Origin of the sequence: Streptomyces sp. NPDC002265 (genome assembly GCF_040296125.1) — a bacterium.
Classification (GTDB): Bacteria; Actinomycetota; Actinomycetes; order Streptomycetales; family Streptomycetaceae; genus Streptomyces.
This window is the reverse complement of record NZ_JBEOWS010000422.1, coordinates 1-7,571: the sequence shown is the minus strand read 5'-3', so window position 1 is coordinate 7,571 and position 7,571 is coordinate 1. Positions and strand designations below refer to the sequence as shown.

At 73.7% G+C, this 7,571-nt stretch carries 1 protein-coding gene; it reads right to left on the bottom strand.

Annotated features, from left to right (window positions below; translation table 11 throughout):
- A partial coding sequence (locus ABT085_RS41235; protein ID WP_351620655.1) for a type I polyketide synthase occupies window positions 1-7,571 on the bottom strand: 7,571 nt, incomplete at both ends.

Below are 7,571 nucleotides of genomic sequence, written 5' to 3'. Positions count from 1 at the left end.
TACGCATCGGCGAAAACAGGGAACGCCCCGTACAACTCACGCCCCATACCGACCCGCTGCGAACCCTGACCCGAGAACAGGAAGCCGACCTTGCCCCCCGGGCGGCCCTGGACGACTCCGGGGGACGGTATTCCGGCTGCAAGGCGCTCCAGTCCACGGCGGAAGTCGTCAGCGCTCTCACCGATGACGGCCGCCCTGTGGCGCAAGGCGCTGCGGGTGGTGGCGAGCGAGAAGCCGACATCGGCCGGTGACGTGTCGTCCTGCACGACGGCCAGCAGTCGTCGTGCCTGGTCGCGCAGTGCAGCGCTGCTCTTGGCGGAGAGCACCCACGGCAGGAGCGTCGGGGCCGGGGCGGCGGTGACCTCTTCGGCCGGGGCCGGCGGCGCCTGTTCGATGATGGTGTGGGCGTTGGTGCCGCTGACTCCGAAGGACGAGACCGCGGCCCGGCGCGGGCGGTCCGACTCGGGCCAGTCGACGGCCTCCGTCAGCAGCCGGACGTCACCGGCCGACCAGTCCACGTGCGGCGTCGGCTCGTCCACGTGCAAGCTCTGCGGCAGCACGCCGTGGCGCATCGCCATGACCATCTTGATCACACCGGCGACACCCGCGGCTGCCTGCGAGTGACCGATGTTCGACTTCAACGAGCCCAGCCACAGCGGCTGTCCTCCGGGTCGCTCCTGGCCGTAGGTGGCGAGCAGTGCCTGCGCCTCGATCGGGTCGCCCAGCCTCGTGCCCGTGCCGTGGGCCTCCACCGCGTCGACCTCGGCGGTGGTGAGGCCCGCGGAGGCGAGGGCTTGCCGGATGACCCGCTGCTGCGCGGGGCCGTTGGGCGCCGTCAGCCCGTTGGACGCACCGTCCTGGTTGACGGCGCTGCCGCGAACCACCGCCAGCACCTGGTGCCCGTTGCGGCGGGCGTCGGACAGCCGCTCCACCAGGAGCATGCCGACACCCTCCGCCCAGCCGGTGCCGTCGGCCCCCGCGCCGAACGCCTTGCACCGGCCGTCGGGCGACAGGCCGCGCTGGCGGCTGAACTCCACGAAGGCACGCGGGGTGGACATCACCATCACGCCCCCGGCAAGCGCCATGGAGCACTCGCCGTTACGGAGCGCCTGGACCGCCCAGTGCAGCGCCACGAGCGACGACGAACACGCCGTGTCGACGGTGACGGCCGGTCCTTCCAGGCCGAGGGTGTAGGCGATACGACCGGACATGATGCTCGCCGAGTTGCCCGTGCCGAAGAAACCCTCGGAGTCGTCGATCGCGTTGAAGGCCTGGGCGGCGTAGTCCTGGTAGCCGGAACCGACGAAAACTCCGGTACGGCTGCCACGCACCGACTCCGCGTCGATGCCGGCCCGCTCGAACGTCTCCCACGTGGTCTCCAGCAGCAACCGCTGCTGCGGATCCATCGCCACCGCTTCACGCGGACTGATCCCGAAGAACCCCGGGTCGAACTCCCCCGCCTCATAGAGGAATCCACCGCGGCGCGTGTACGTCTTGCCGGAGGCGTCCGGGTCCGGGTCGTAGAGGTCCTCCACGTCCCAGCCCCGGTCCGCCGGGAACTCGCCGACCGCGTCACCACCGGAGACCACCAACTGCCACAGATCCTCCGGCGAACGCACCCCGCCCGGATACCGGCAGGCCATGCCGACGATCGCGATGGGGTCGTCGTCGGCGGCGGGCGCGGCGGCAGTTTCCGGTGCGGCCACGCCGGTGAGGCCGGTGAGCTCGGTGCGCAACTGCCGGGCGAGTGCCTGGGCGTTGGGGTGGTCGAAGACCAGCGTGGGCGGCAGTGCGAGCCCGGTCTCGGCGTTGAGCCTGTTGCGCAGTTCGACGGCGGTCAGGGAGTCGAAGCCCAGGTCCTTGAACGCCCGGTCGGCCTCGACCTCGCCGGCGCTGTCGTGGCCGAGGACGGCCGCCGCATGGGTGCGGACGAGGTCGACCAGCAGCACGTGCTGCTCGGTCTCGGGCATTGCGGTGAGGCGGTCGGCCAGGGGTGAGGCGGCGGCCGTGCCGGGCGCACCGGCCATGCTGCCCGCGGTGAGGATCCGCTCGGCCTCCGGGAGGTCGCCGAGCAGGGCGCTCGGACGGCCCATGGTGAACGGGGGCAGGAACCGGTCCCAGTCGACGTCGGCCACTGTGGCGGTCGCCTCGCCGGAGTCCAGCGCCTGCCGGAGGCCGGCCACGGCGAGCGTGGCGGGCATCGGGATCAGGCCGCGGCGGCGGAGTCGTTCGTCCGCGCCGTCGGCCTCGGCCATGCCGCCGCCGGCCCACGGGCCCCAGGCCACGGAGATCGCCGGCAGGCCCTGGGCGCGGCGGCGTTCGGCGAGTCCGTCGAGCAGGGCGTTGGCCGCCGCGTAGGCGGCCTGGTGGCCGCTGCCCCACACTCCGGCGATGGACGAGAAGAGGACGAAGGCGTCGAGTTCCCGGCCGACGAGAAGCGCGTCGAGGTGCAGGGCGCCGGCTGCTTTGGCGGACAGCACGTCGGCGAAGGAACCTGGTGTCATGTCCTCCAGCGGCTCCAGGTGGTCCACGCCCGCCGTGTGGACGACGGCGTTCACCGGGTGCTCGGCGAGCAGTGTGGCGAGCGCGTCACGGTCGGCGACGTCGCACGCGGCGACGGTGACCCGGACACCGGTCGCCTCCAGCTCTGCGAGGAGACCGGCCGCGCCCGGCGCGTCGAGGCCGCGGCGGCCGGCGAGCACGAGGTGTTCGGCACCGGCACCGGCGAGCCAGCGGGCGACGTGCCCGCCCAGCGCACCCGTACCACCGGTGATCAGCACCGTGCCGCGCGGTGTCCAGCGCTGCCCGGCCCGCGTGTTCCTGCGGGCGACGGTGTGGGACAGCCGGCGGCCGAACACACCGCGGGCGCGGATCGCGATCTGGTCCTCGGCCGATGGGTCCCCTGCCGACCGTTCCTCGGCCGACCGTTCCTCGGCCGACCGTTCCTCGGCCGACCGGCCGAGCACCGCGGCGAGGCGGTCGGCGACCCGGTCGTCGACCGTGTCCGGGAGGTCGATCAGACCGCCCCAGCGCCGCGAGTGCTCCAGGGCGGCGACCCGGCCGAGGCCCCAGACGGCGTTCTGGGTGGCGCTCGGCACCGTGTCCGCACGGCCGGTGGACATGGCGGACCTGGTCAGCGCCCACAACGGGGCGTTGATATCCGCGTCGCCCAGGGCCTGGACGAGCGCGAGGGACAGCGTGGTGCCGACGGACAGGGCCGGATGTCCGGTGTGGGGCCGCTCGTCAGTGCCGAGCAGGGAGATCACCCCGTCGACCGGGGTCTCCCGGACGGCGTCGCCGAGCTGCCCCAGCAGTGTGCCGCGGTCGGCGGCCGGGTCGACCGTCACCCGGAGCAACCGGGCCCCGCGGGCGGCGAGCCCGTCGGACACGGCATCGGTCCACTCCGCGGCCTCGGCGTAGTCCGTGACCAGGAACAGCCAGTCTCCACGCAGTTGGTGCGACCGCAGACCGCTGAGCGGCTTCCAGCCCGTGCGGTAGGACCAGCCTTCCACCACGGACTCCCGGCGCTGCTGCCGACGCCACGCGGACAGCCGGGGCAGCACCGCGTCCAACTGCTCGGCGGGCAGGTCGAGGGTGGCGGCGAGGGATGCGGCGTCCTCGCGCTCCACCGTCTCCCAGAACCCGGCCTCCACGGCGTCGGTCCCCGCGACGGCAGCGGCCGTGGTCGCGGTCGCGGTCGCGGCGGTCTCCAGCCAGTACCGCTGGTGCTGGAAGGCGTAGGTGGGCAGGTCGGCGCGCCGGGCGCCACGGCCGGTGAAGAACGCCCGCCAGTCGACGGGGACACCGTCCACGTGGAGTTGCGCGAGAGCGCCGGTGATCGCCTCGGGTTCGGGGCTGCCGGACCGTACGGACGGAACGGTGACCGCGCCGTCCAGGCAGCCCTGGGCCATGGCGCTGAGGACCGTGCCGGGGCCGGTCTCGACGAACGTGGTCACGCCCAGCTCGCCCAGGGTCCGGATGCCGTCGGCGAAACGCACGGCCTCGCGGACGTGCCGGACCCAGTAGTCCGCCGTGTACGCGTCGATGAGCTCACCGGTGAGGTTCGAGACGACCGGTGTCCGGGGTGTCTCGAAGCGCAGACCGCCGACGACACGGGCGAAGTCCGCCAGCACGGGGTCCATCAGCGGCGAGTGGAAGGCGTGGCTCACGGTGAGCCGGGAGGTCTTGCGGCCCTCCTGGGTGAAGTGGTCCGCGACGGCGGCTACGGCGGCCTCGGCTCCGGAGACCACGACGGACCGCGGACCGTTGACCGCCGCGATGCCGATGTCGTCGGTGAGGTGCGGCAGCACCTCGTCCTCGGTGGCCTGGACTGCGATCATCGCCCCGCCGGCTGGCAGGGCCTGCATCAGCGCGGCACGGGCCGTCACCAGTGTGGCCGCGTCCTCCAGCGACAGGGCGCCGGCCACGTGCGCGGCCGCGATCTCGCCCACGGAGTGCCCGGCCAGGAAGTCCGGCCGAACGCCCCACGATCCGAGCAGGCGGTGCACGGCGACCTCGTGCGCGAACAGCGCTGGCTGGGTGAAGACGGTGCGGTTCAGCTCCTCGCCGTCCTCGTGACCGTTCCCGCCGAAGGCCACGTGCCGCAGTGGCCGGTCGAGGTGCCGGTCGAGGTGGGCGCACACCTCGTCGTACGCCTCGGCGAAGACCGGGAACGCCTCGTACAGTTCCCGCCCCATGCCGACGCGCTGCGAGCCCTGCCCGGAGAACAGGAACCCGACCCGGCCGGTGTCGGCGCGGCCGAGGGCGACGCCGGGAGCGGGCACCCCGGCTGCCAGGGCCCGTAGGCCCTCGGCGATCCGGCTGCGGTCGGCACCGATCACGGTGGCGCGGTGCTCCAGGGCGGTGCGGGTGGTGGCCAGCGAGAAACCGACGTCGGTGAGGGACGGTTCGGCGCCGTCGGCGGTGAGGGACAGCAGGCGCTCGGCCTGGGCGCGCAGCGCGGCCTCGGACTTGCCGGACAGCACCCACGGCACGGTCGCCGAGGCGACCTCGACCGGTGCGACGGCGGCCGGTTCGGCCGGTGGGGCCTGCTCGATGATGGTGTGGGCGTTGGTGCCGCTGACACCGAAGGACGAGACCGCGGCCCGGCGCGGGCGGTCCGTCTCCGGCCAGTCGACGGATTGCGTCAGCAGTCGCACCGCGCCCGCCGACCAGTCCACGTGCGGCGTCGGGTCGTCGGCGTGCAGCGTCCGCGGAAGGACGCCGTGGCGCATCGCCATCACCATCTTGATCACACCGGCCACGCCGGACGCCGCCTGAGCGTGACCGATGTTGGACTTCAGCGAACCGAGCCACAGCGGCCGGTCCTGCGGGCGCTCCTGGCCGTACGTGGCGAGCAGTGCCTGCGCCTCGATCGGGTCGCCCAGAGCGGTGCCCGTACCGTGCGCCTCCACCGCGTCGACGTCGGCCTCGGTGAGCCCGGCGGAGGCCAGGGCCTGCCGGATGACCCGCTGCTGCGCCGGGCCGTTGGGCGCGGTGAGCCCGTTGGACGCACCGTCCTGGTTCACGGCAGTGCCCCGTACCACCGCCAGCACCTCGTGACCGTTGCGCACGGCGTCGGAGAGGCGCTCCACGAGCACCACCCCCACACCCTCCGCCCAGCCCGTGCCGTCCGCGTCCGCGCCGAACGCCTTGCACCGGCCGTCCGGAGACAGACCGCGCTGGCGGCTGAACTCCACGAACGCTGCCGGTACGGCCATGACGTTCACCCCGCCCGCGACGGCCATCGTGCTCTCGCCGTTGCGCAGCGACTGGATGGCCAGGTGCAGGGCGACCAGCGAGGACGAGCAGGCCGTGTCGACGGTGACGGCCGGGCCCTCCAGGCCGAACGAATACGCAACTCGCCCGGAGACGACGCTCGCGGCGCTGCCGGTGAGCAGGTGGCCCTCGACGCCTTCCGGGACCTGCGGCAGGCCCGCGCCGTAACCCTGGTAGGACATGCCGACGAACACGCCGGTGCGGCTGCCCTTCAGGGAGGCAGGATCGATGCCGGCCCGCTCGAAGACTTCCCACGAGGCTTCCAGCAGCAGTCGCTGCTGCGGGTCCATCGCGAGCGCCTCGCGCGGCGAGATCCCGAACAGCGCGGCGTCGAAGTCGCCGGCGTCGTAGAGGAAGCCGCCGTCGCGCGCGTATGTCTTGCCGGGGGTGCCGGGGTCGGGGTCGTAGAGGGCCTCGACGTCCCAGCCGCGGTCCTCGGGGAAGCCGGAGATCGCGTCGCCGCCGGCCATCACGAGCTGCCACAGGTCCTCGGGCGAGCCGACACCACCGGGAAGGCGGCAGCTCATCGCCACGATCGCGATGGGCTCGTCGCCGACGGCGGCGGTGCGCTGCTCCTGCGGCACGGCGTCCTGCGAACCGAGCAGTCCGGCACGCAGGAACCGGGCCAGGGCCGTGGCGTCGGGGTGGTCGAAGACCAGAGTGGTGGGGAGCTTCAGGCCGGTGTCGGCCGCGAGCTTGTTGCGCAGTTCGACGGCGGTGAGCGAGTCGAAGCCGAGGTCGTTGAACGCCCGACCGGGCTCCACCGCCGCGACACCCTCGTGGCCGAGCACGGCAGCCGCGTGCGTGCGGACGAGATCCACCAGCGTACGGTTCTGCTCGGCCGCCGACAGCCCGGTCAGCTTCGCGGCGAGCACGTTTCCGGCTTCGGCTCCGCCGGAGGCCGGCGTCTCCAGGGTGCGGCGCGCCTCGGGCAGGTCGGAGAACAGGGCGCTGGGGCGGATGACGGTGAACGGGCCGATGAACCGCTCCCAGTCGAAGTCCGCGACGGTGAGGGCGGTGTCGCCGTCGGCCAGCGCCTGCTGAAGCGCGGAGACCGCGAGGGCGGGCCGCATCGGCGGCAGGCCTCGGCGGCGCAGCATCTCCTCTCCGTCGCCGACGCCTGCCATGCCGCCCTCGGCCCAGCCGCCCCAGGAGACGGCGAGCGCGGTGCGTCCGTGGGCCCGCCGGTGCTCGGCGAGGGCGTCCAGGTAGGCGTTGGCCGCCGCGTAGGCTCCCTGGCCGGCGCCACCCCAGATGCCGGCGCCCGAGGAGAACATGACGAACGCGTCGAGTTCCTGACTGGCCAGCAGTTCGTCCAGGTGCATGGCGCCGACGGCCTTGGCCGCCACCGTGCCGGCGAACCCGGCCGGGTCGGAGTCCTCGATCATGACGTGGTCGCCGACGCCGGCGGCATGGACGACGGCGTTGACGGGGTGCTCCGCCAGCAGCGCTTTCAGGGCGTCACGGTCGGCCGCGTCACAGGCCACGACGGTCACGGCCGCGCCGAGCGCCTCCAGCTCCGCAACGAGCTCCGTGGCACCGGTCGACGCGGGGCCTCGGCGGCTGGTGAGCACCAGATGCTCCGCACCCGTGCCGGCGAGCCAGCGCGCGACGTGCCCGCCCAGTGCACCGGTACCACCGGTGATCAGCACCGTGCCGCGCGGCGACCACTTCCGGGCGGGGCCGGTCGCGCGGGCGGCCCGGACGAGCCGGCGCCCGAAGACGCCCGAGGCACGGACCGCCACCTGGTCCTCGGCCGTCTGGCCGAGGACGGCGGCCACCCGGGCCGCAGT